Raw genomic sequence first — 21,662 nt, 5'->3', positions numbered from 1 at the left:
CACCAACAAGTCCAATCGCGAGTAAGCCCATGTTCGACACCCTCTCCATCCGCTTGAAAATCGTGCTGCTGTCCGGTCTCTGCCTGTTGGGGGTGATTGCGCTGATTGTCAGCCTGAATATCTACCAGTCCAACCAGAACGACCAACTGGTCAGCGCGTCCAGCTCGCGCATGCTCACCGCCAGCGTGGAGAACCTGCTTCAGGCCAGGGCCGCCGAGCAGGCCGTGCAGGTGCAGAAAGCCTTCGGCGAGAGCCTGTTGGTGGTCACCGCCCTCGCCGACCAGGTCAAGGACCTGCGTAACATGGCCGCCAAGCGTTCGCTGGAAACGGCCACCGTGCGCGAGGAACTCAACCAGCGGATCAAGACTGCGTTCGAGCGCAATACCAAGGTGCTGGGGATCTGGTTGTCGTTTGAACCCAACGGCCTGGATGGCAAGGACAGCGAATTTATCGACGACAAGCTGCGCGCCTCCAACGAGGCCGGGCGGTTCTCCAGCTACTGGAGCCGTGCCGGTGGCGAAGGGCTGAACACCGTGATGGTGGAAGCGGACCTGACCAAGACCACCCTCAACCTCAGCGGTACGCCCTACAACATCTGGTACACCTGCCCACGGGATACCCGCAACGTCTGCCTGCTGGACCCGTACGCCGATGAAGTCGCCGGCAAGTCGATGCTGATGACCACCATCTCCCTGCCGCTGCTGGCCGACGGCAAGGTCATTGGGGTGATCGGCGTCGACATTGCGCTGGATGCCCTGCAAGCGGCGGCCAATACCGCGCAAAAAGAGCTGTTTGACGGCGCCGGGATCATGGAAATCCTCTCCAGCAGTGGCCTGATTGCCAGCTACAGCGGCGAGCCGGACAAGGTCGGCAAGAGCATCGTCGATGTGCTCGGCGCCGAAGGCAAAGAGATCGTGCAACTGCTGGCCAGTGACACGCGCAAGGTCCGCGAGCAGGACGATACGATTCGCGCGGTGTATCCGGTCAAGCCGATTGCCGATGCCAAGCCTTGGGGCGTGGTGATCAAACTGCCCAAGGACGTGCTGCTGGCCGACTCGGTCAAGCTGCAAGGGGTGCTCGACGAGGCCCAGGCCCGTGGCACGCTGCAAGCGCTGTTGGTCGGCGCCGTGGCCGGCCTGCTGGGCCTGCTGCTGATGTGGCTGACCGCTACCGGCGTGACCCGCCCGATCAACAGCGTGGCGGCGATGCTCAAGGACATTGCCAGCGGCGACGGCGACCTGACCCAACGCCTGGCCTACACGAAAAAAGACGAACTGGGGGAGCTGGTCAGTTGGTTCAACCGCTTCCTCGACAAACTGCAACCGACCATCGCCCAGATCAAGCAGAGCATCACCGAAGCCCGCGGCACCGCCGACCAGTCCTCGGAAATCGCCCGCCAGACCAGCGAAGGCATGCAGGTACAGTTCCGCGAGATCGACCAGGTGGCAACCGCCTCCAACGAGATGAGCGCCACCGCCCATGATGTGGCCAACAGCGCCTCAAACGCGGCCAGTGCAGCGCGCGGCGCCGATCAATCGGCCCGCGAAGGCCTGGCGATTATCGAGCGCAGCACCCGCGATATCACCACCCTCGCCGAAGAAGTCAGCAAGGCGGTGACCGAAGTCGAAGCCCTGGCGGTCAACAGCGAGCAGATCGGCTCGGTGCTGGAGGTGATCCGCAGCATTGCCGAGCAGACCAACCTGCTGGCCCTCAATGCCGCGATTGAAGCCGCGCGCGCCGGGGAAAGCGGGCGGGGGTTTGCGGTAGTGGCGGACGAGGTACGTAACCTGGCGCGGCGCACCCAGGATTCGGTGGAAGAAATCCGCCTGGTGATCGAACGCATCCAGAGCGCGACCCGTGGGGTGGTGACCACCATGCATTCGAGCCAGAGCCAGGCACAGAACAACGCCGGGCAGATCCAGCAGGCGGTCCAGGCCCTGGGCAAGATCAGCGATGCGGTGACGGTGATCAGCGACATGAACCTGCAAATCGCCAGCGCCGCCGAAGAACAGAGCGCCGTGGCCGAAGAGGTCAACCGCAACGTTTCGGCGATCCGTACCGTGACCGAGACGTTGACTGGCCAGGCCACTGAATCAGCGGCGATCAGCAGCCAATTGAATGCATTGGCCAATCAGCAGATGAAACTGATGGATCAGTTCCGGGTGTAAGCCCAGGTCCTGAAAACAATGAAATACCCCATGTGGGAGGGGACTTGCCCTAATACCGATCAGTTAAGCGAACGCAATGCTCAAAGCAGTGAAGATCAAATGTGGGAGCGGGCTTGCCCGCGAATGCGGTGGGTCAGTAATGAATGTATTGACTGACCCACCGCATTCGCGAGCAAGCCCGCTCCCACATAGGTTTGCGGTGGGTCAGAGACCGGTCCAGGCGCTGACAAACGCCGTGATGTCTTCTTTGGCCGCCGTACGCGGCGGGTTCTGCGCGGTCCCCAGATAAAGGAAGCCAATCACTTCCTCACCCGCGCTCAACCCCAGGCCCTTGGCCACATGCGCCGAATACGACAACTCGCCGGTGCGCCACACCGCACCGATCCCCTGGGCATACGCCGCCAGCAAAATACCGTGGGCCGCACAGGCCGCCGCCAGCAACTGCTCGGACTTGGGCACCTTGAAGTGTTCCTGCAGACGGGCAATCACCACCACCACCAGCGGCGCACGCAATGGGCCGTTCTGCGCCTTGTCGATCACCGCTTGCGGGGCCTCGGGGTCTTGCAGGCGGGCCGCTTCGGCCAGCAGGGTGCCCATTTGCTCACGGGCCGCGCCTTCCACGGTGAGGAAGCGCCAAGGCCGCAGTTGGCCGTGATCCGGTGCACGCATGGCTGCCGCGAACAGCACTTCGCGCTGCTCGGCAGTGGGGGCCGGCTCCAGCAGGCGCGGTACGGAAACACGGTTGAGCAAAGCGTCGAGAGCCTGCATTGGCCACCTCCAGGAAAAATGTGCGGCCATTCTAGCGGGAATGCATCAGATTGGAGCAAACGATAATTGCTCTTATTCAATCCGCCCCGCCCTGTTAGACTTTGCCCCCTGAATTTCATCCACCGTCGCCCGTCTTCCAGGATTATCGATGCCCCGCTTGCCTCTTCGCCTGTCTGCACTCTTGATGGCCATGAGCCTGAGTGCCTGCGATGACGCCCCGCCGCCGACGTTTACCCAGGCCGAGCCGGGTGAGGCGCGTTCGGGAGGCAGCACGACGGTAAGGAAGACCGACCAGAATGCCTTTTCGCTGCCCTCGGCCAACCTGGCGCCAACGCGCCGCCTGGACTTCAGCGTCGGCAACAGCTTTTTCCGCAATCCGTGGGTGATCGCCCCGGCCACCACCACCGCCCGTGATGGGCTGGGGCCGCTGTTCAACACCAATGCCTGCCAGAACTGCCATATCAAGGATGGCCGCGGTCATCCGCCCTTGCCTGAGGCCAGCAACGCGGTGTCCATGCTGGTGCGCCTATCGATCCCGGATTCGCCGCCCTACGCCAAGGTCATCGAGCAACTGGGGATCGTCCCCGAGCCGGTGTACGGCGGGCAGTTGCAGGACATGGCCGTGCCCGGTGTGGCCCCGGAAGGCAAGGTGCGAGTCGACTACACCCCGGTCAACGTCACGTTCAAGGACGGCACGGTGGTCGAGTTGCGCAAGCCGAGCCTGCAGATCACCCAGCTCGGCTACGGGCCGATGCACCCGGATACGCGGTTTTCTGCGCGCGTGGCGCCGCCCATGATCGGCCTGGGCTTGCTCGAAGCCATCAGCGACGCGGACATCCTGCAAAACGCCAGCAAACGCCCGGACAAAAACGGCGTGCTCGGCCGCCCAAACTGGGTCTGGGATGATGCCCAGCAAAAAACCGTGCTCGGGCGCTTTGGCTGGAAAGCCGGGCAACCGAACCTCAATCAACAAAATGTTCACGCGTTTTCTGGTGATATGGGCCTGACCACCCGCCTGCGGCCCATGGATGACTGTACCGACGCACAGGTTGCCTGTAGGCAGGCGCCCAACGGCAATGGCGAAAATGGCGAGCAGGAAGTCAGCGATAACATCCTGCGCCTGGTGCTGTTCTACACCCGCAACCTGGCCGTACCGGCGCGCCGTGATGTCAATGCGCAACAGGTGCTGGCCGGCAAAAACTTGTTTTTCCAGGCCGGGTGCCAGGCGTGCCACACGCCCACGTTCACCACGGCCAGCAATGCCGCCGAGCCGGAGCTGGCCAACCAGGTCATCCGCCCGTACAGCGACTTGCTGCTGCACGACATGGGCGCGGGCCTGGCCGATAACCGTACCGAATTCAAGGCCGGTGGCCGCGACTGGCGCACGCCGCCGTTGTGGGGCATTGGCCTGACACAAAACGTCAGTGGCCACACCCAGTTCCTGCATGACGGCCGCGCCCGCAACCTGCTTGAAGCCGTGCTGTGGCACGGCGGTGAAGCCCAGGCGGCGCAGCAACAGGTGTTGTCTTTTAATGCGCAGCAGCGAGCAGCATTGCTCGCGTTCCTGAATTCTCTATAAGCTTTGCCCCAATTATTGAAGGGAGCTCGACATGTTCCGTCCCAAGTTGTTGTTCACCAGCCTCGCCGCCCTGGCCCTTGGCGCCTGCGCGCCGCAGGATCCGCAAGCGGTCACCTCGGCGGCCATTGCCAAGCAAGTGATCCTGCCGACCTACAGCCGCTGGGTCGAAGCTGACCGGCAGTTGGCCGTCAGCGCCCTGGCTTACTGCCAAGGCAAGGAATCCCTGGAGACCGCCCGCGCCGACTTCCTCCACGCGCAAAAAGCCTGGGCCGAGTTGCAACCGCTGCTGATCGGCCCGCTGGCTGAGGGCAATCGCGCCTGGCAGGTGCAGTTCTGGCCAGACAAGAAAAACCTCGTTGGCCGTCAGGTCGAGCAACTGGCCACCGCCCAGCCGCAGATCGATGCCGCTGCCCTGGCCAAGTCCAGCGTTGTGGTGCAAGGCCTGTCGGCCTACGAATACATCCTGTATGACGCCAAGACCGACATTGCCAACGACGCCCAGAAAGCCCGCTACTGCCCGCTGCTGATCGCCATCGGCGAGCGCCAGAAGCAATTGGCCGAAGAAATTCTGGCCAGTTGGAACAGCACCGACGGCATGCTGGCGCAGATGACCAAGTTTCCTAACCAGCGCTACGCCGATTCCCACGAAGCCATCGCCGAACTGCTGCGCGTGCAGGTCACGGCCCTGGACACCCTGAAGAAAAAACTCGGCACACCGATGGGTCGCCTGTCCAAGGGTATCCCCCAGCCGTTCCAGGCCGATGCGTGGCGCAGCCAATCGTCCCTGCAAGGCTTGCGAGCCAGCCTCGCGGCGGCCCAGACCGTTTGGGTCGGGGTCGACAACAAGGGCCTGCGCGGCCTGCTGCCTGCCGACCAGAAGCCTCTGGCCGAGAAGATCGACGCAGCCTACGCAGCCTCCCTGAAACTGTTCGACAGCAACCAGCGTTCGCTCAATGAACTGCTGGCCGACGACGCCGGGCGCGAGCAACTCAACGCTATCTACGACAGCCTCAACGTGGTCCACCGCCTGCACGAAGGCGAACTGGCCAAGGCGCTGGGCATCCAACTGGGCTTCAATGCCAACGATGGTGACTGATGATGCTCAGGCGACAGGCTTTGGCCATTGGTAGCGTGCTGCTCAGTGCAATCACCCTGGGCGGCTGGACGCTGTTCAAGCGCAAGGGCGACAGCCCGCTGCTGCTGTCGGCCCGGGATGATGGCGACGGCAAGCACTACGCCGTGGGCTATCGCCTGGATGGCAGCCAGGTGTTCGCCACCCAGGTTGGCCAGCGTTGCCACGACATCATCAACCACCCGAGCCTGCCCATCGCGCTGTTCGTGGCCCGCCGCCCGGGCACCGAGAGCTACCTGGTGGACCTGCGCGACGGCACGCTGCTGCAAACCGTGACGTCCCAGGCCAACCGGCACTTTTATGGGCATGCGGTGATCCACAAGAGTGGCGACTGGCTGTATGCCACGGAAAACGACACCACCGACCCCGGTCGCGGCCTGTTGGGGGTGTACCGGTTCGAAGGTGAGCGCCTGGTGCACAGTGGGGAGCTTTCCACCCACGGCATCGGCCCGCACCAGGTGTCGTGGATGCCCGATGGCGAGACTCTGATCGTGGCCAATGGCGGGATCCGCACCGAGGCCGAAAGCCGGGTCGAGATGAACCTCAACGCCATGGAACCCAGCCTGGTACTGATGCAGCGCGACGGCACGCTACTGAGCAAGGAAACCCTCGGCCAACCCATGAACAGCGTGCGCCATATGGGGATCGCCAGCGATGGCACGATCCTCACCGGGCAACAGTTCATGGGCCCGTCACAGGAGCGTTCCGAGCTGCTGGCGATCAAGCGTCCGGGCCAGCCGTTCGTGGCGTTCCCGGTGGCGGACGAGCAGTTGCAGGCCATGGGGCACTACACCGCCAGCGTGGCGGTACACAGTGAACTGCGCCTGGTGGCACTGACCGCGCCACGGGGCAATCGCTTCTTTATCTGGGACATGGACAGCGGCGAACTGCGCCTGGACGGACCGTTGCCCGACTGTGCCGGCGTGGGTGCGGTAGCGGACGGGTTTGTCGTGACATCCGGCCAGGGCCGCTGCCGTTTCTACGATTGCCGCCAGCCTCAACTGGTGGCCAAGCCCCTGGATCTGCCAACTGGGTTCTGGGATAACCACCTGCATTTGATCTGACGCCATCGCAGCGCTCCCGGGCTGATACCTGGGAGCCGCCCCACTGAAAAAATCCTACGCGACCTGTGAAAACGCCCCTCGACGAGGGAGCAGACTTCACACACACACTCGCGACTTTGCGTCTTATAGCACCCGCCTTTCTCGTGAAGACTGCGTGGCTCACCGTGCCAGCGGCGCTCCTGCGTGCGCCCCACGCACCACGTCACCCTCACAAGGAAGCAACTATGCCGGGCCGCCGGATGATTACCATGCTCAGCATCGTCCTCTTGGTCGTGCTGATGCTTGCCAGCTACAAGGCATTCTGGATTTACCAGCAACTGCAATTGCTGCATGCGCCCAAGCCCCCCGTCAGCGTGGCCGTGGCCAATGCCGTGGAAAAACCCTGGCAGCGCCAGTTGCCCGCGGCCGGTACGCTCAAGGCGTTGCAAGGTATCAACCTGAGTATCGAGGTACCCGGCGTCGTCACTCAGTTGCACTTCGACTCGGGGCAGGCGGTCAAGGCCGGGCAAACCCTGCTGCAGCTCGAACACCAGGCCGAACAGGCCGAGTTGGACGTGGCCCTGGCCGATCGCAGCCTGGCGCTGCAGAACTTTCAGCGTGGGCACCAACTGGTGGGTATCAATGCCATCTCCCAGGGCGAGTTCGATCGCCTGTCCGCCGAGCTCAACCGCAACAAGGCCCTGGTTGCACAGCGCCGCTGGGCCCTGGCAAAAAAACAGATCGTCGCGCCGTTCGACGGCACTATCGGTATCCGTCAGGTCAACATCGGTGACTACCTGCAAAGCTCCACGGTGATCGCCAGCCTGCAGGACACCCGCAGCCTTTACGTGGACTTTCATGTCCCCGAGCAGGCCGTCCAACTGATCAAGATCGGCCAGCCGGTGCAGGTTGAAGTTTCGGCACGGCCAGGGCTTTTCAGTCGCGCCAGCATCAGTGCCATCGATCCCATCGTCGACGACAACACGCGAAATGTGTTGGTGCGTGCGACCCTGGCCAACCCGGACAAATATCTGCTACCGGGGATGTTCGCCCATTTGCAGGTGCTGTTGGACACCCCCTCCTCCCATGTCGTGATCCAGGAAAGCGCGATCGCCTACAGCCCATACGGCCAGTACGTATACGTCGTGAAACCCCACACCGGCAATGAGGGCCCAGGGGGCCTGATCGCTGAACAACGCCTGGTTGAAACGGGCGAGCGACGCGATGGCGATATCGTGATTGCCAAGGGCCTGGACAAAGGCGAACAGGTCGTCACGGCGGGCCAGATCAAGCTGCAGAACGGCACCCCGGTGCATATCAGTATTGATCGCACACAACCCGATGAACCGCCCTTGGCGCCCCCTCCGGAGCACGCCGAATGACCTTCACCGATCTGTTTATCCGCCGCCCCGTGCTGGCCTTGGTCGTCAGCCTGTTGATCGTGCTGCTGGGCTGGCAGGCCTACGGGAAACTGCCGCTGCGCCAGTTCCCGCAGATGGAAAGTGCACTGATCACGGTGACCACGCTCGCGCCGGGCTCCAGCGCCGAGACCGTGCAGAGCTATATCACGCAACCGTTGCAGAAAAGCCTGGCAAGCGCGCAAGGCATCGACTACATGCGCTCTTCCAGCCGGCAGAATGTGTCGATTATTTCCATCTATGGCCGCGTCGGTGCCGACAGCGACCGCCTGTTCACCGAGCTGCTGGCCAAGACCAATGAGGTGCGCAATCAACTGCCCCGGGATATTGACGACCCGGTCCTGAGCAAAGTCGCCGCAGACAACACCGCGCTGATGTACCTGAGCTTTTCCAGCGACACCATGAACAACGCGCAAATCACCGACTTCCTGCTGCGGGTGGTACAGCCGCGCCTGGTGACGTTACCGGGCATGGCCGAGGCGCAGATCATCGGCAACCAGAGCTTTGCCATGCGCCTGTGGCTCGACCCGCTGAAGCTCGCCGGGTTTGGCTTGAGCGCCAGCGATGTGACCCAGGCCATCAAGCGCTACAACGTGCAGTCCATCGCCGGCGATGCCACCGGCGAGTACGTGGTAACCAGCGTCACGGCCAATACCGAACTGCAATCGGCTGAAGGCTTCCGGGCCATTACCTTGAAAACCAGCGGCGACAGCCAGGTGCGTCTCGGTGATGTAGCGCGAGTGGAGCTGGGCGCCCAGAATTACGACAGCTTCAGCTCTTTCAACGGCCTGCCCGCAACCTATATCAGCATCAAGCCCACCCCCGATGCCAACCCGCTGGAGCTGGGCAAGCGCGTGCGCGACCTGATGCCACTATTGCAGGCGCAACTACCGCCCCAACTGCATGCGGACATTGCCTACGACTCGACGCTGTATATCAACGCCTCAATCGAGCACGTTCTGTCGAGCCTGATGGAAGCCATCCTGATTGTGGTGCTGGTGGTGTTCCTGTTTCTCGGCTCGTTACGCTCGGTGGTGATTCCCGTCATCACCATTCCGCTGTCGCTGATCGGCAGCCTGTTTTTCATGCAACTGATGGGTTATTCGATCAACGTCCTGACGCTGCTGGCCATGGTGCTGGCCATCGGCCTGGTGGTCGATGACGCCATTGTGATGATGGAAAACATCCACCGGCATATCGAAAAAGGCCGATCTCCCCTCGAGGCCGCGATCAAGGGTGCCAGGGAGGTGTGTATGCCGGTGATCTCCATGACCATCACCCTGGCGGCGGTGTATACGCCCATCGGCTTTCTCCAGGGCCTGACCGGTGCACTGTTCAAGGAGTTTGCCCTGACCCTGGCCGGCGCCGTGGTGATTTCCGGCATCGTCGCACTGACCCTGTCACCGATGATGTGCGCCCTGTTGCTGCGCCCGGAACAACAGCCACAGGGCCTGGCGCTGATCCTCGACCGGTTCTTCAATAGCCTGAAACAACGCTATCAGCGCTGCCTGCACCAGATCATGGGGGCACAGTCGGTGGTTATCGTGTTCGCCCTGCTGGTACTCGGCCTGATTCCGGCCATGCTCATCTTCACCCTCTCGGAACTGGCCCCCGATGAGGACCAGGGCCTGATCTTTATCCTCGCCAGTGCGCCGCAGCCGACCAACCTGGCCTACCTCAATACCTACACCCAGGCGTTTATCGAGCAGTTCAAGACCCTGCCCGAATACCAGGCCTCGTTCCAGATCAATGGCCTGGACGGTGTGCATTCAGGGGTTGGTGGTTTCCAGTTGCAGCCCTGGAACCTGCGCAAGCGTACGCAGATGGAGGTCCTGGCGCCCCTGCGCAAAAAGCTCGACAGCATCCCTGGCCTGCAAGTGTTTGCCTTTAACCTGCCGTCCTTGCCGGGCACCGGCGAGGGCCTGCCCTTTGGTTTTGTGATCAGTTCCCAGCAGGACCACACATCGATGCTGGAGGTGGCCGAACGCGTCAAGCAACGGGCAATCGATTCTGGGAAATTTGCCTACGTGGATATCGACCTGGCGTTCGACCGGCCCGAGGTGATGATTGACATCGACCGGGTCAAGGCCGCGCAGATGGGCGTGTCCATGGAAGACCTGAGCCTGACCCTGGCGACCCTGCTGGCAGAGACAGAAATCAATCGTTTCAGGATCGATGGCAATCTCTACAAAGTGATTGCCCAGGTCGAACGCAGCTACCGGGACAATCCGGGCTGGCTGAGCCACTACCACGTAAAAAATGCCAAGGGCCAGTTGATACCGTTGTCGACACTGATCAGCGTGTCCAGCCAACAGGTACGCCCACGGCAGTTGAACCAGTTCCAGCAGCTCAATTCGGTGCTGGTCTCGGCGTATCCGATCGTCGGCATGAGCAACGCGCTGGAGACCGTGCAAACCATCGCCCGGGAGGAGGCGCCGGCGGGCTACACCTTTGACTACAGCAACGCCACGCGCCAGTTCGTGCAGGAGGGCAATGCGCTGTGGGGCACCTTCGGCCTGGCCCTGGCGATCATCGGCCTGGTGCTGGCGGCACAGTTTGAAAGCCTGCGTGACCCACTGGTGATCCTGGTGACCGTGCCGCTGTCGATCTGCGGTGCGCTGATCGCGCTGTTCCTCGGCTGGTCGACCCTGAACATCTACACACAAATAGGCTTGGTCACACTGATCGGCCTGATCAGCAAGCACGGCATCCTCATCGTCGAATTCGCCAACCAGTTGCGCAAGGAGCAAGGTTTGTCTGCGCGGGCCGCCATCGAGGAAGCCGCCGCGACTCGCTTGCGGCCGGTACTGATGACCACGATCGCCACCGTACTGGGGGTGGTCCCGCTGGTGTTTTCCAGCGGTCCGGGGGCGGTCAGCCGTTTTGATATCGGCATGGTGATCGCCACCGGCATGTCCATCGGCACCTTGTTCACGTTGTTCGTCCTGCCTTGCGTGTATACGGTGCTGGCCAAGCGCGATACGCCCGCTCCCTGACCTCCTGCGGGAAAGGCCTGCCCCCCTTTCCCACTCCCCTGCGCCTCAAAACCATTGCCCTTGAGCCTGTGCGCACGCGGCGGCATTTACCAGTTGGAATCGCGCCGAAACTCGGAGTAATGTGCCCAATCGTTCGTCTTCGTCTGCCTCAGTTTTTTCCAAGGAACCGGAATATGCTGCGTCGTCGCATGCTGATCATGTTGGCCGTTGTCCTGTTAATCGTCCTGCTGTTGGCGGGCTATAAAGCCTTTTCCATCTATCAGCAGATCCAGGTCTTTTCCGCGCCCAAGCCGCCGATCAGCGTGGCGGTGGCCACGGCGGTCGAACAACCCTGGCAACAGCGCCTGCCGGCGGTGGGTACGCTCAAGGCCTTGCAGGGGGTGAACCTGGCCCTTGAGATTGCCGGAACGGTCAAGGACGTACAGTTCGAGTCCGGCCAGAAGGTCAGGGCCGGGCAACCGCTGGTGCAACTCGACAGCGCGGTCGAAGACGCCCTGCTGCAAACCGCCCAGGCCGACCTGGGCCTGGCCCAGCTCGATTACGGTCGCGGCAGCCAACTGGTGGGCAGCCAGGCGATCTCCAAAGGCGAGTTCGACCGGCTCTCGGCGCAACTGCAAAAAAACAAGGCCACGGTCAACCAGCTCAAGGCCTCTCTGGCCAAGAAACACATCGTCGCGCCATTCAGCGGCACTATCGGCATCCGTCAGGTCGATGTGGGCGACTACCTGGCCAGTGGCACGGTGATCGCCACCTTGCAGGACCTGAGCAGCCTCTACGTCGACTTTTATGTGCCCGAACAATCGGTGCCCAAGCTGGCCGTCGGCCAGGGGGTGCAGGTGCAAGTCTCGGCCTACCCGAAACTGACCTTCCCCGGCACCCTCAGTGCGATCAACCCGAAAGTCGAGAGCAGCACCCGCAACGTGCTGGTTCGAGCGACCCTGGCCAACCCGGACACTAAACTGCTGCCGGGCATGTTCAGCAGCCTGCAAGTACTGTTGCCCGACCCGCAGGCCCAGGTGGTGATACCGGAAAGTGCAATTACCTACACCCTCTACGGCAATTCAGCCTACGTCGTAGCGCAGAAAAAGACCGAGGACGGCAGCCTCGAAAAAGATGCCAATGGCCAACCGATCCTGATCGCCGAGCGGCGCTTTATCGAGACCGGCGAACGACGCGACGGCCTGGTGCTGGTCACCCAGGGCCTGAGCAGTGGCGAGCAAGTGGTCAGCGCCGGGCAAATCAAGCTCGACAGCGGCGCGCACATCGCCATCACGGCGGATAAAAACTTGCCGGCCAGCCCTGGCCAACCTCCGCGCAACGACGGTTCAAGGAACTGAGCCATGGCGTTTACCGATACGTTTATCCGCCGCCCGGTGCTGGCCATGGTGGTCAGCCTGCTGATCGTGCTCCTGGGTTTCCAGGCCTACAGCAAACTGCCGCTGCGCCAATACCCGTCCATGGAAAATGCCCTGATCACGGTGACTACCGCTTACCCCGGGGCCAATGCCGAGACGATCCAGGGCTACATCACTCAACCGCTGCAGCAAAGCCTGGCGAGCGCCGAAGGCATCGACTACATGACCTCGGTCAGTCGCCAGAACTTCTCGGTGATTTCCATCTATGCGCGGATCGGCGCCAACAGCGACCGCCTGTTCACCGAACTGCTGGCCAAGGCCAACGAGGTCAAGAACAAGCTGCCCCAGGACGCCGAAGACCCGGTGTTGAGCAAGGAGGCCGCGGATGCCTCGGCGCTGATGTACATCAGCTTCTCCAGCCAGCAACTGAGCAACCCGCAGATCACCGATTACCTGTCGCGGGTGATTCAGCCCAAGCTTGCGACCCTGCCCGGCATGGCCGAAGCCGAGATCCTCGGCAACCAGGTATTTGCCATGCGCCTGTGGCTGGACCCGGTCAAGCTCGCCGGCTTTGGCCTGAGCGCCAGCGACGTCACCAATGCCGTGCGCAACTACAACTTCCTCTCCGCCGCCGGCGAAGTGAAGGGTGAGTATGTGGTCACCAGCATCAACGCCAATACCGACCTGAAGACCGCCGAAGCCTTCGCCGCCATCACCGTCAAGACCGATGGCGACAGTCGGGTGCTGCTCGGCGACGTGGCGCGGGTGGAAATGGGCGCGGAAAACTACAACGCCATCAGCTCCTTTGGCGGCACGCCCTCGGTGTACATCGGCATCAAGGCCACGCCCAGCGCCAACCCGCTGGATGTGATCAAGGAAGTGCGCAAACTGATGCCGGAGCTGGAATCCCAGTTGCCGCCCAACCTCAAGGCAGAAATCGCCTACGACGCCACGCTGTTTATCCAGGCCTCCATCAACGAGGTGGTCAAGACCTTGTTTGAAGCGGTGTTGATCGTGATCGTCGTGGTGTTCCTGTTTCTCGGGGCGCTGCGCTCAGTGGTGATCCCGGTGGTGACCATCCCGCTGTCGATGATTGGCGTGCTGTTTTTCATGCAATTGATGGGCTACTCCATCAACCTGCTGACGCTGCTGGCGATGGTGCTGGCTATTGGCCTGGTGGTGGATGATGCGATTGTGGTGGTGGAAAACATCCACCGCCACATAGAAGACGGCAAGACGCCGCTGGACGCCGCGTTGGAAGGCGCGCGGGAGATTGCCGTGCCGGTGGTGTCGATGACTATCACCCTAGCGGCGGTGTACGCGCCCATCGGCTTCCTGGAGGGGCTGACCGGGGCGTTGTTCAAGGAATTCGCCCTGACCCTGGCCGGTGCGGTGGTGATTTCCGGCATCGTCGCCCTGACCCTGTCGCCGATGATGTGCGCCCTGCTGTTGCGCCACGACGAAAACCCCAGCGGCCTGAGCCACCGCCTGGACCGCATCTTCGAGGGCCTCAAGCGCCGCTACCAGACAATGCTGCATGGCACCTTGAACACCCGGCCGGTGGTGATTGTGTTTGCCTTGATCGTGCTGTGCCTGATCCCGGTGTTCCTCAAGTTCACTCAGTCGCAACTGGCCCCCGACGAAGACCAGGGCATCATCTTCATGATGGCCAGCGCGCCGCAGCCGACCAACCTGGACTACCTGAACACCTACACCGACGAGTTCATCGCAATCTTCAAGGACTTCCCGGAGTACTACTCCTCGTTCCAGATCAATGGGTTCAACGGGGTGCAATCGGGTATCGGCGGCTTCCTGCTCAAGCCGTGGAACGAGCGCGACCGCACGCAAATGCAGATCCTGCCTGAGGTGCAGAAACGCCTGGAGCAGATCCCCGGCTTGCAGGTGTTCGGCTTCAATTTGCCTTCGCTGCCGGGCACCGGCGAAGGCCTGCCCTTCGGTTTTGTGATCAACACACCCAATGACTACGAGTCATTGCTGCAAGTGGCCGCCCGTGTGAAAAAGCGCGCCATGGAGTCGGGCAAGTTCGCCTTCGTGGATATCGACCTGGCGTTCGACAAGCCCGAGGTGGTGGTGGACATCGACCGCGCCAAGGCGGCGCAGATGGGGGTGTCGATGCAGGACTTGGGCAGCACCCTGGCGACCTTGCTGGCGGAGGCAGAGATCAACCGGTTCACCATTGATGGGCGCAGCTACAAGGTGATCGCCCAGGTGGAACGGGCCTACCGGGACAACCCCGAGTGGCTGAACAATTACTACGTGAAAAACACCCAGGGCGAACTGCTGCCGCTGTCGACCTTGATCAGCGTCAGCGACCGTGCCCGCCCGCGCCAACTGAACCAGTTCCAGCAACTTAACTCGGCGCTGATCTCGGGCTTCCCGATTGTCAGCATGGGCGAGGCTATCGACACCGTGCGCCAGATTGCCATCGAAGAAACCCCGGCCGGCTATGCCTTCGACTACAGCGGCGCCTCGCGCCAGTTCATCCAGGAAGGCAGCGCGTTGTGGATCACCTTTGGCCTGGCGCTGGCGATCATCTTCCTGGTGCTGGCGGCACAGTTCGAGAGCTTCCGTGACCCGTTGGTGATACTGGTGACGGTGCCGCTGTCGATCTGCGGCGCGTTGATCCCGTTGTTCCTCGGCTGGTCGAGCATGAACATCTACACCCAGGTGGGGTTGGTGACGTTGATCGGGCTGATCAGCAAGCATGGGATCCTGATCGTCGAGTTTGCCAACCAGTTGCGCAAGGACAAGGGCCTGACACCCAGAGAAGCGGTAGAAGAAGCCGCGGCGATTCGCCTGCGCCCGGTGTTGATGACCACGGCGGCGATGGTGTTTGGCATGGTGCCGTTGATCTTTGCCACGGGGGCCGGGGCGGTCAGTCGGTTTGATATCGGAATGGTGATTGCCACGGGGATGTCGGTGGGCACCTTGTTCACTTTGTTTGTGTTGCCGTGTGTTTATACGTTGCTGGCCAAGCGTGATCCCTTGGCTGATTGAGTACCGCGGTAGCGGCACTGACCTGATCGTTGACGCGTGCGCATCCCACTGTAGGAGCCGGCTTGCCGGCGATGGTCGTTAACGATCACGTTGGATACCTGTCATCCCCGAGGTGTTCTTACTGGCGTCATCGCCGGCAAGCCGGCTCCTACAAGGGATGTAGCTGCGCGCTCGGGCTCTGCCGTGGTCCACAAAAAAAGGCCTCGCTATGCGAGGCCTTTTATCGGGGCGTCAATCTCTTCAACTTGCAGGCCTCATGCCTTGGGACATCCCAAACATAAACAGCAAAAGCTGATGATCAGGCTGCGTGACCCCAGCGGTCTTGGCGATCCGTGGCAGCGGGCATTGCCCGCCACTGTGTACCGCGCTGAGGACTTCTGTACGGGGCTGCTCCCAGGCAGCCAGGGCCAGGGATGCGATGCCCAAGGCCCCCAACAGAAACAAACCTCGTGCTATTTCTAGCTTCATTAAGTTAAACCCTTGATAGCGCTGCCAAACGCCGCTTGGTAAAAGTAGCTGAGTTTTTGCCAGTCGGCGGTATTCCACGACGAATGGCGACGCAATTGCTGCATGTCATGGGCGGCGGCCCGGCGGGCGGTCAAGCGTTGGCGGCACTTCTCGAGATCCAGCAGCGCCACTTCGACCGTCGCGCCCTCACCCGCCCCGCTGACCCGCACAAAAATATGCTTGCTGTACAGGCAGCCATGCTGCCAGCGCCCCTTGTGCATGCGCGCCAGGGTCTGCGCCAATTCAGCCAGCAGGCGCTCATGCACCAGCTCCCCGCATTGCTCGCGACCGCCGGCGGCGTACCAGTTGTCGATTTCCACGAATCCGTCCAATGAAGCCGTCACCAGCAAGGCCTTCCACTGGTGGTCCGGATCACGACGGGCACCACAGAACACCAGCTCCGGAACACCTACATCGAGCAAGCGCAGGCCCCTGAGCGCATCACGCTCGCGTAGCACCGTAGGCCGCCCAAAGGGATGCAGCCAGCTGCGGTAGGTATGGCCTGTCTGGCGCTTGCTGTAGAGCAAGCGCCCATTGGTACCGATCACCCGCTGTACGCCGCTTTCGCCACCCCGACGTCGATTGGGTTCCTCGACCCACTCGCCCTGCTGCCGCCAGAAATAATCGAACCGCTCCTCAGGAGCTACGTGACTGCCTGCTACGTACTCAACCACCATCCTGCTACCTCTTGCGCAATACGTACACTCGCCACATGGCATACAGCGGTATGAAGTCCAAACACTCCTGGACGCGGAAACCAGCTTGCTCAAACTCAGCCTCAACAGTAGCAGCCGGTAACACAAATCGATTTCGGTAACTGTCCTGCTCACTTTTGTTGCGGCGCTGCACTTCCAGGCGCTTGCGTTTCCAGGCCTTGAAATTGCCATCCACCCACAACGAAACAATCACACTGTCGCGGGTAACTCGTTGAAATTCCTTCAATATCGCCATGCGATGCGCCGGCTCGCCGATGTGATGCAACAGGCGCATGCAAAAAATGCTGTCCACGGCGTTATCTGGCAAATCGATATCAAACGCAGATGTCTGCAAGGGTCGTACCTGCTTGACCACATCCGCCGGTTGCGCCCCCATGGCGATGTTCAGCATGGACTCGGAATTGTCCGCCCCAATAATGATCCGGTTGGGCTTTTCGGCCAGCAGCGGCCAGAAACGCCCGGCGCCGCACGGCAAGTCCAATACCAGGCCGGGCTCGCCGGCCATCGCCAGCGCACCACGGGCCAATTGTTCGTCGCGTTTGTGGGACAGCCGGCGCGCCAAAGTGTCCTGGTGCTTGTGCAAATATTGCTGAGCGTGCCGGTCATCGTACTTTGCGGAAAATTCAAGCTTGATCGGAGTAGCCATCAACGAGTCTCCTGGACTGATGCCTACAACCTTAAGCAGTCGCACGTCATCCGCAGGTCAACCCTTTGTGAAAAAAACGTCCCGTCTAACCCTAAAGAATTACAAGGTTTTACAGGGAAAAAGCATGGCAGGAAGCCATCTTCGTCGAACAGGAAGGAGTCTGCCCCAGGATAGGGGCAGGAAGAGATCAGGATTTGACGTGGCTCAATTCAACATGGAAACGGCAGCCGCTAGGCTCCATGGTGCTGAGGCTGACCACCCAGCCCTGGCTTTCGCAGATGCGCTGGACCAGCGACAAACCCAGGCCCAGGCCATCACCGCGCTTTTCGTTGCCGCGCACAAACGGCTCAAACATGGCCTCGCGCTTGTCTTCGGGAATCCCCACGCCGCTGTCTTCCACCACAAAGCCGGTGGGTTCCAGGGTCAGGCGGATAAACCCCTGCTCGGTGTAGTGCAGGGCATTACGCAGCAGGTTGCCCATGACCGCATGCAGGAAGGTGGCGTTGTAGCGGGTATCGAGTGGGTTGCCCGGCTGGTAGAACAACTCGATGCCCTTGCGCTCGATGGGTTCGCGCCAGATCCCCAGCAAGCCCTCCGCGACCTCGGCCAGGCTGACCTGGGGCGACATCGTGGTGTCATCGTGCTGGGCACGAGCGAGCATCAGGAAGGTCTGTACCAGTTCGCGCATTTCCTCGCAGGCCCGGGCGATGCGCTCGACCTGTTTGCGTCCCCGTGAATCAATGGCCGGGTTTTCCAGCAGCAGCTCGCAGGAACTGGCCAGCACCATCAAGGGGGTGCGCAACTCATGGCTGACATCGCTGGTGAACAGGCGCTCGCGGGTCAGGGCCTGGCGCAAACGGCCAAGGGTCGCATCGAAAGCCACCGCCAACTCGCCTACTTCGTCGGCCGCGTAGTCCGGGGCCAACGGTGGGGCCAGGCCCAACAACTGGTCACGATGCCGCACTTGGCGCGCCAGGCGTACTACCGGTGCCATCACCTTGCGGGCAAGGACCCAGCCGAGGAATACCGCCAGCGCCAGGCTGAGGACAAACCCCACCAGCACCACCGCAAACAGCACGCGCTCGCGCTCTTCGAAATCGCTTTGGTCTTGCAATAGGACATACCGACGGCCGTCGACGATTTCGACCATCGCATGGTAGGAAAGCGCATCGCGGAACACTTCGTGAAAGCCGGCGTCCAGGTGCCGCAAGTCCTTGGGCAGCTGAAAATCACCACGCCCGCCACTGAAGTAGAACAACTGGTCCGGCTCGGGGCGGTGACGCCAGTCTTCGACACTGTCCATCAACAGCAGACGTTGCAGGTCGCCGCCCAGGCCCGCCGAAATCAGTTTTTCTTCCACCAGGTGCACCGTGGCAACGATGCCCATGGCAAAGGCCCCCGCTACCAGCGCGCTCATCAGCGCAAAGGCGATGATGATCCGCTGGGCAAGGCTTTGCTTAAACTCCATCACGGCCCTCGGCCAAGCGATAACCCACGCCATGCACGGTTTGCAGCAATGGCTTGGCAAATGGCTTGTCGATCACCTGGCGCAGTTGGTGGACGTGGCTGCGCAGGCTGTCGCTGTCCGGGCAGTCATCGCCCCACAGGGCTTCTTCCAGCACTTCGCGGCGCAGGACGTGAGGGCTTTTCTGCATCAGCACCGCGAGCAATTTCAGGCCGACCGGGTTGAGCTTGAGCAGGCGCCCTTCGCGGGTCACTTCCAGGGTGTCGAGGTCGTAGGACAAATCGCCGACTTGCAACTCCCGCCGCCCGCCACCCTGGGCCCGGCGCAGCACCGCTTCGATGCGTGCGGCCAACTCCGACAGGGCAAACGGCTTGAGCAGGTAGTCGTCGGCACCCGATTTGAAGCCTTGCAGGCGGTCGTCCAATTGATCGCGGGCGGTGAGCATGATCACCGGCGTATCGCGGCGCGCGTCTTCACGCAGGCGTTTGCACAGGGTGTAGCCATCAATGCCGGGCAGCATGATATCGAGCACGATCAGGTCGTAATGCTCGGTGGCGGCCAGGTGCAGGCCTGACAAACCGTCCTGCGCACAGTCCACGGTGTAGCCCTTGAGCCCCAGGTAATCCGCCAGGTTGGCCAGAATATCGCGGTTGTCTTCAACCAATAAAATTCGCATGGGCAGTGTCTCCGTACGCGGTAACGGCCGTGTTGGCTCGCGCAGCTTAAGGCCAAGCCGGGCTTACCGCTAGGCCTGAGGGGCTGACCTATTACTCTTTTCAACTGATTGACTGATGCAACGAGTTTTTCACTATCGGTTCACAGCTTGACTACAGTACCAGAGTGAAAATCGCCCCCCATTGATATAAGGAACTTGGATATGGGTTTTATCAAAACTGCGCCAATGCGCTATTTGCTGTTGGTGACCGGCGCTTGGCTGGTCATTTTTCTGTTGACCCGCAGCGTACTGCTCATTACCCACCTGGATGAAGTCGGCGGCAACCTGCTGCCGGTGTTCGGTGTGGGCCTGCTCTACGACCTGGGTTTCCTGGCCTATGCCGCGCTGCCCCTGGGCCTGTACCTGCTGCTGTGCCCACCGGCTTTGTGGCGGCGGCGCGGCCACCGCTGGTTCCTGCAAGGCGTACTGACCGTCAGCCTGTTCGCCATGCTGTTCACCTCGGTGGCCGAATGGTTGTTCTGGGATGAATTCGGGGTGCGCTTCAACTTTATCGCCGTCGATTACCTGGTGTATTCCGATGAGGTGTTGAACAACCTGCTGGAGTCCTACCCCATCGGCAAACTATTGAGCCTGTTGGCGATACTGGCGATTGTCCTGAGCCTGGCCTTGCGCAAGCTGTTCAACGCAGCACTCGACTCGCCGCTGCCGGCCATGCGTGGGCGCTTGCTCAATGCCGTGGGATTGTTGGTGGTTGCCGGCCTGAGCCTGCAGTTGGTCAGCCAGGACAGCCCGCGCACCCAGGGGGGCAACGCCTATAACAATGAGCTGGCCAGCAATGGCCCGTACCAATTCTTCGCCGCGTTCCGCAACAATGAACTGGACTACAGCCAGTTCTACAAAAGCCTGCCGAGCGATATCGTGGCCCGCCAGCTACGGGCGGAACTCAGTGAACCCAATGCCCGGTTCATTGGCAACGATCCACTGGATATCCGCCGCGCCATCGACAACCCCGGCACGTTGCGCAAACCCAATATCGTGCTGGTGACCATCGAAAGCTTCAGCGCCAAATACATGGGCAGCAATGGCGACGACCGCAACCTGACCCCCAACCTTGATCAGTTGCGCAAACACAGCCTGTACTTCAACAATTTCTACGCGACCGGTACCCGCACCGACCGTGGCCTGGAGGCCATTACCCTGGCCATCCCGCCCACTCCGGGGCGCTCCATCGTCAAACGGATTGGTCGCGAAAGCGGCTTCGCCAGCCTGGGCCAGCAGCTCAGTGCAATCGGTTATGACAGCGTGTTTGTGTATGGCGGCCGCGGTTACTTCGACAATATGAATGCGTTTTTCAGCAGCAACGGTTACCGGGTGGTTGACCAGAGCAGTGTCGCCGAATCCGAAATCAGCTTTAAAAACGCCTGGGGCATGGCCGATGAAGACCTCTTCAAGCAAACCTTGAAGCTGGCGGATGCCGGTTATGCCAAGCAGCAACCGTTCCTGCTGCAGTTGATGACCACCTCCAACCATCGCCCCTACACCTACCCGGACGGCAGGATCGACATCAAGTCCGGCAACGGTCGCGACGGTGCGGTGAAATACACTGACTACGCCATCGGCCAATTCCTACAGGCTGCGCGCCAAAAACCGTGGTTCGACAATACGATCTTCGTGTTTGTCGCCGACCACACCGCCGGCAGCGCGGGCAAGGAAGACTTGCCCGTCGCCAACTACCAGATTCCGCTGTTTATCTATGCGCCGAAATTGATCGAGGCCCGGGAAAGCGCGCAACTGGCCAGCCAGATCGACCTCGCCCCGACACTCCTGGGTCTGTTGAACCTGAGCTATGAATCGACGTTTTTCGGACGCAACCTGCTGCAAGACAACCCGCTGCCTCCTCGCGTAGTGATCGGCAACTATCAGCACCTGGGCTTGTTTGACGGCACCAACCTGGCAATCCTCAGCCCCCGCCAAGGCCTGCGGCGCCATGACCAGGCCCTGGGCGCGAGCCAGGAGTCCCGGGTAGACAGCAATGACCCGTTGATCCAACGTGCGATCACTTACTACCAGGCAGCCAGTCATGACTTCAAGCAACACCTGTTAGCCTGGAAAGGCGCGAAAGACGCCGTCCCTCAAATGAGTACGCGCTGACTCGATAAGCGCCCATAAAAAAGC

Annotated in this window: 15 protein-coding genes; 9 read left to right on the top strand and 6 right to left on the bottom strand. The window is 61.4% G+C overall.

The window, feature by feature from the left end:
* Positions 1 to 29 precede the first annotated feature (29 nt).
* Entirely contained in the window at positions 30 to 2,168 is a 2,139-nt protein-coding gene (locus AC19YY_RS02255) for a methyl-accepting chemotaxis protein (protein WP_500603825.1), read from the top strand.
* A gap of 204 nt (positions 2,169 to 2,372) precedes the next feature.
* Here AC19YY_RS02255 and AC19YY_RS02250 read toward each other — a convergent pair whose 3' ends face one another.
* Positions 2,373 to 2,936 carry a nitroreductase family protein gene (locus tag AC19YY_RS02250; RefSeq protein WP_169954623.1) on the bottom strand — a complete coding sequence of 188 codons (564 nt, stop codon included), beginning with the start codon at positions 2,934 to 2,936 and terminating at the stop codon, positions 2,373 to 2,375.
* Positions 2,937 to 3,084: 148 nt separating this feature from the next.
* Here AC19YY_RS02250 and AC19YY_RS02245 point away from each other — a divergent pair, with 148 nt between their 5' ends.
* The 7 genes from AC19YY_RS02245 (at position 3,085) to AC19YY_RS02215 (ending at position 15,477) form a co-directional block, all read left to right on the top strand.
* Positions 3,085 to 4,515 (top strand): di-heme oxidoreductase family protein, encoded by a 1,431-nt coding sequence (locus tag AC19YY_RS02245; RefSeq protein WP_500603824.1) that lies wholly within the window; start codon positions 3,085 to 3,087, stop codon positions 4,513 to 4,515.
* A gap of 31 nt (positions 4,516 to 4,546) precedes the next feature.
* Positions 4,547 to 5,611 carry an imelysin family protein gene (locus AC19YY_RS02240; protein ID WP_169954621.1) on the top strand — a complete coding sequence of 355 codons (1,065 nt, stop codon included), beginning with the start codon at positions 4,547 to 4,549 and terminating at the stop codon, positions 5,609 to 5,611.
* A gap of 2 nt (positions 5,612 to 5,613) precedes the next feature.
* Complete coding sequence (locus AC19YY_RS02235) at positions 5,614 to 6,711, top strand: DUF1513 domain-containing protein (protein WP_169954700.1); 1,098 nt, start codon at positions 5,614 to 5,616, stop codon at positions 6,709 to 6,711.
* A 224-nt stretch (positions 6,712 to 6,935) separates the two neighbouring features.
* Positions 6,936 to 8,072, top strand: coding sequence for an efflux RND transporter periplasmic adaptor subunit (locus AC19YY_RS02230; protein WP_500603823.1), 1,137 nt, complete (start codon positions 6,936 to 6,938; stop codon positions 8,070 to 8,072).
* Complete coding sequence (locus tag AC19YY_RS02225) at positions 8,069 to 11,104, top strand: multidrug efflux RND transporter permease subunit (protein ID WP_170056832.1); 3,036 nt, start codon at positions 8,069 to 8,071, stop codon at positions 11,102 to 11,104. The genes AC19YY_RS02230 and AC19YY_RS02225 overlap by 4 nt, the downstream gene beginning before the upstream one ends.
* A gap of 173 nt (positions 11,105 to 11,277) precedes the next feature.
* Positions 11,278 to 12,441 (top strand): efflux RND transporter periplasmic adaptor subunit, encoded by a 1,164-nt coding sequence (locus tag AC19YY_RS02220; RefSeq protein WP_500603822.1) that lies wholly within the window; start codon positions 11,278 to 11,280, stop codon positions 12,439 to 12,441.
* A 3-nt stretch (positions 12,442 to 12,444) separates the two neighbouring features.
* The gene (locus AC19YY_RS02215) at positions 12,445 to 15,477 is read left to right on the top strand and encodes a multidrug efflux RND transporter permease subunit (RefSeq protein ID WP_492633645.1); all 3,033 of its coding nucleotides are present in this window, start codon (positions 12,445 to 12,447) and stop codon (positions 15,475 to 15,477) included.
* A gap of 240 nt (positions 15,478 to 15,717) precedes the next feature.
* On the opposite strand, the gene AC19YY_RS02210 is transcribed toward AC19YY_RS02215, so the two are convergent.
* The 5 genes from AC19YY_RS02210 to colR form a co-directional block, all read right to left on the bottom strand.
* Entirely contained in the window at positions 15,718 to 15,945 is a 228-nt protein-coding gene (locus AC19YY_RS02210; RefSeq protein WP_262376938.1) for a hypothetical protein, read from the bottom strand.
* A complete protein-coding gene (locus tag AC19YY_RS02205; protein ID WP_169954616.1) occupies positions 15,945 to 16,661 on the bottom strand; it encodes a lipopolysaccharide kinase InaA family protein in 717 nt (238 codons plus the stop codon). The genes AC19YY_RS02210 and AC19YY_RS02205 overlap by 1 nt, the downstream gene beginning before the upstream one ends.
* 4 nt (positions 16,662 to 16,665) lie before the next feature.
* The gene (locus tag AC19YY_RS02200; protein WP_169954615.1) at positions 16,666 to 17,346 is read right to left on the bottom strand and encodes a class I SAM-dependent methyltransferase; all 681 of its coding nucleotides are present in this window, start codon (positions 17,344 to 17,346) and stop codon (positions 16,666 to 16,668) included.
* 187 nt (positions 17,347 to 17,533) lie between these two features.
* Positions 17,534 to 18,814 carry a sensor histidine kinase gene (locus tag AC19YY_RS02195; protein ID WP_169954614.1) on the bottom strand — a complete coding sequence of 427 codons (1,281 nt, stop codon included), beginning with the start codon at positions 18,812 to 18,814 and terminating at the stop codon, positions 17,534 to 17,536.
* Positions 18,804 to 19,487, bottom strand: a complete 684-nt coding sequence (colR, locus tag AC19YY_RS02190) for a two-component system response regulator ColR (RefSeq protein ID WP_029295378.1) — start codon at positions 19,485 to 19,487, stop codon at positions 18,804 to 18,806. Before colR ends, AC19YY_RS02195 begins: the two co-directional genes overlap by 11 nt.
* Positions 19,488 to 19,688: 201 nt before the next feature.
* Between colR and AC19YY_RS02185 the strand changes: the two genes are divergently transcribed.
* The gene (locus tag AC19YY_RS02185) at positions 19,689 to 21,638 is read left to right on the top strand and encodes an LTA synthase family protein (RefSeq protein ID WP_500603821.1); all 1,950 of its coding nucleotides are present in this window, start codon (positions 19,689 to 19,691) and stop codon (positions 21,636 to 21,638) included.
* The last annotated feature ends 24 nt before the right edge of the window (positions 21,639 to 21,662 follow it).

The organism is Pseudomonas sp. MF09156 (genome assembly GCF_059862305.1).
Note: the sequence above shows the minus strand (reverse complement) of the source record. Positions and strands in the feature narration are given on the sequence as shown.

Excerpts from the sequence above, each read along its gene's own strand:
- AC19YY_RS02200 (WP_169954615.1), bottom strand. The coding sequence starts at position 17,346 with ATGGCTACTCCGATCAAGCTTGAATTTTCCGCAAAGTACGATGACCGG.
- AC19YY_RS02240 (WP_169954621.1), top strand. The coding sequence starts at position 4,547 with ATGTTCCGTCCCAAGTTGTTGTTCACCAGCCTCGCCGCCCTGGCCCTT.
- AC19YY_RS02245 (WP_500603824.1), top strand. The coding sequence starts at position 3,085 with ATGCCCCGCTTGCCTCTTCGCCTGTCTGCACTCTTGATGGCCATGAGC.
- AC19YY_RS02255 (WP_500603825.1), top strand. The coding sequence starts at position 30 with ATGTTCGACACCCTCTCCATCCGCTTGAAAATCGTGCTGCTGTCCGGT.
- AC19YY_RS02235 (WP_169954700.1), top strand. The coding sequence starts at position 5,614 with ATGCTCAGGCGACAGGCTTTGGCCATTGGTAGCGTGCTGCTCAGTGCA.
- AC19YY_RS02225 (WP_170056832.1), top strand. The coding sequence starts at position 8,069 with ATGACCTTCACCGATCTGTTTATCCGCCGCCCCGTGCTGGCCTTGGTC.
- AC19YY_RS02215 (WP_492633645.1), top strand. The coding sequence starts at position 12,445 with ATGGCGTTTACCGATACGTTTATCCGCCGCCCGGTGCTGGCCATGGTG.
- colR (WP_029295378.1), bottom strand. The coding sequence starts at position 19,487 with ATGCGAATTTTATTGGTTGAAGACAACCGCGATATTCTGGCCAACCTG.
- AC19YY_RS02210 (WP_262376938.1), bottom strand. The coding sequence starts at position 15,945 with ATGAAGCTAGAAATAGCACGAGGTTTGTTTCTGTTGGGGGCCTTGGGC.
- AC19YY_RS02230 (WP_500603823.1), top strand. The coding sequence starts at position 6,936 with ATGCCGGGCCGCCGGATGATTACCATGCTCAGCATCGTCCTCTTGGTC.
- AC19YY_RS02195 (WP_169954614.1), bottom strand. The coding sequence starts at position 18,814 with ATGGAGTTTAAGCAAAGCCTTGCCCAGCGGATCATCATCGCCTTTGCG.
- AC19YY_RS02220 (WP_500603822.1), top strand. The coding sequence starts at position 11,278 with ATGCTGCGTCGTCGCATGCTGATCATGTTGGCCGTTGTCCTGTTAATC.
- AC19YY_RS02185 (WP_500603821.1), top strand. The coding sequence starts at position 19,689 with ATGGGTTTTATCAAAACTGCGCCAATGCGCTATTTGCTGTTGGTGACC.
- AC19YY_RS02250 (WP_169954623.1), bottom strand. The coding sequence starts at position 2,936 with ATGCAGGCTCTCGACGCTTTGCTCAACCGTGTTTCCGTACCGCGCCTG.
- AC19YY_RS02205 (WP_169954616.1), bottom strand. The coding sequence starts at position 16,661 with ATGGTGGTTGAGTACGTAGCAGGCAGTCACGTAGCTCCTGAGGAGCGG.